The organism is Streptomyces bullii, from assembly GCF_042657145.1.
Taxonomy (GTDB): Bacteria; Actinomycetota; Actinomycetes; order Streptomycetales; family Streptomycetaceae; genus Streptomyces; species Streptomyces bullii.
The window spans coordinates 1-1,666 of record NZ_JBHSNY010000039.1 but is presented as its reverse complement, the minus strand read 5'-3'; the positions used below and the strand labels follow the sequence as shown (position 1 = coordinate 1,666).

Here is a 1,666-nt window from a genome sequence, read left to right as displayed (position 1 = left end):
GCGACCCGCGTCGCCACCGACCAGCTCAACGCCCGCGCCCGACCCTGGATCTGGGGCAGACCCGCACCACCCACCAGGCGCTTACACCGCCGATATGTGTACATCCTTTGAGGAACGCAGCACTAGTAGTGCTTCGTTACGTCGGGTGATCCTGCCTGGTGGTGGGTACCTTCCCTGGTATGAGGCTGGGGGAAGTGGAACAGCTCCGGGGTGAGTTATCGGAGTTCGTTGCCGATGTGTTCGGGTCGTTTCCGCGGCGGGATCAGCGGCGGTGGGGTGAGTGCTATCTGCGGGGCCTGATGCTGGATGGCCGGCGCAAGTCGATCCAGCCGATGGCCGAGCGTCTGCCGGACGGAAACATGCAGGCCCTGCAACAGTTCGTGAACCAGTCGCCGTGGGATCCGCTGCCGGTGCGGCGGCGGGTTGCCCAGCGGCTGTCCGAGGCGATCACACCTGAGGTGTGGGTGATCGACGATGTGTCGTTCCCCAAGTGCGGCCAAGCGTCGGTCGGGGTGGCCCGCCAGTACTGCGGAGCTGTCGGCAAACGGGCGAACTGTCAGGTCGCGGTCAGTGTCCATGCCGCCACCGACACCGCCTCGTGCCCGTTGGAGTGGCAGTTGTATCTGCCGCGTGAGTGGACGGACGAGCCGGACCGATGCCGCAGAGCAGGAGTCCCCGACGACGTCGTGGTGCACCAGGAGAAGTGGCGTCTCGCGCTCGGCCTTCTGGACACACTCGCCGAATGGCAGTTGAAGGCGCCGGTCGTGGTCGCCGATGCCGGCTACGGCGTCAGCACCCCCTTCCGGCTCGGCCTCCAGGAGCGCGGGCTGTCCTATGTCCTGGCCCTGACCGGGAAGGAAGTCGCCCAGCCGGAGCATGCCGAGCCGCACCAGCCTGCTTACGGCGGACTTGGACCGCCCACCCTTGCCCGCTACCGCACCCCACCGCGAGCCGTCTGCGTCCTCGCAAGGGAGGCTGGTGCGGAGCGGTTCACCGAGGTGACCTGGAGGCAGGGCAGCAAAGGGGAGATGACTTCGCGGTTCGCGGTGCTGACAGTGCGGCCCGCGGGCAAGCAGTCCCTGGCCGCAGCGCAGGAGGCGGGCGGCGGCCGCAACGGGTGGGACGGCGTCCTGCCCGTCCAGACACTCCTCGTGGAATGGCCGGACGGCCAGGACACTCCGACGGACTACTGGATATCGAACCTGCCCGCCACCACACCGGCCGCTGACCTGGTGCGGTGGGCCAAGATGCGCTGGCGGATCGAGCACGATTACCGCGAGTTCAAGCACGGCCTCGGGCTGGACCACTTCGAGGGCCGCACCTGGCGCGGCTGGCACCACCACGTCACCCTCGTCACCGCCGCCCAGGCATTCCTCACTCTCCGGCGGCTCGACCCAAAAGTCCGCATACCGGCCTGACTCTCTACCAGGTCCTCGACGTTCTTCAGGACCTGCTGAGGTGCTGGACCGGTACCTGCACCACCTGCGGACGGCGCCTGCCCAGACCTCGGACCAGCCACAGACAGCCCACAACCTAACGAAGCACTACTAGTGCTCGATTCCGCTTTCGGTGGGTATAGCTGTTGGTAGCGGGGTGGTTGCGGGTGCTCGGGGGCGGGTGCTGGACGATGGTGTTACGGGCACGGCCGGGCCGTGACGAGGGCGAG

1 protein-coding gene is annotated in these 1,666 nt (G+C 67.5%); it reads left to right on the top strand.

What is annotated here, in order from left to right:
- Positions 1-179 precede the first annotated feature (179 nt).
- Positions 180-1,418 carry an IS701 family transposase gene (locus ACFPZJ_RS39755; protein WP_381031958.1) on the top strand — a complete coding sequence of 413 codons (1,239 nt, stop codon included), beginning with the start codon at positions 180-182 and terminating at the stop codon, positions 1,416-1,418.
- Positions 1,419-1,666 lie beyond the last annotated feature (248 nt).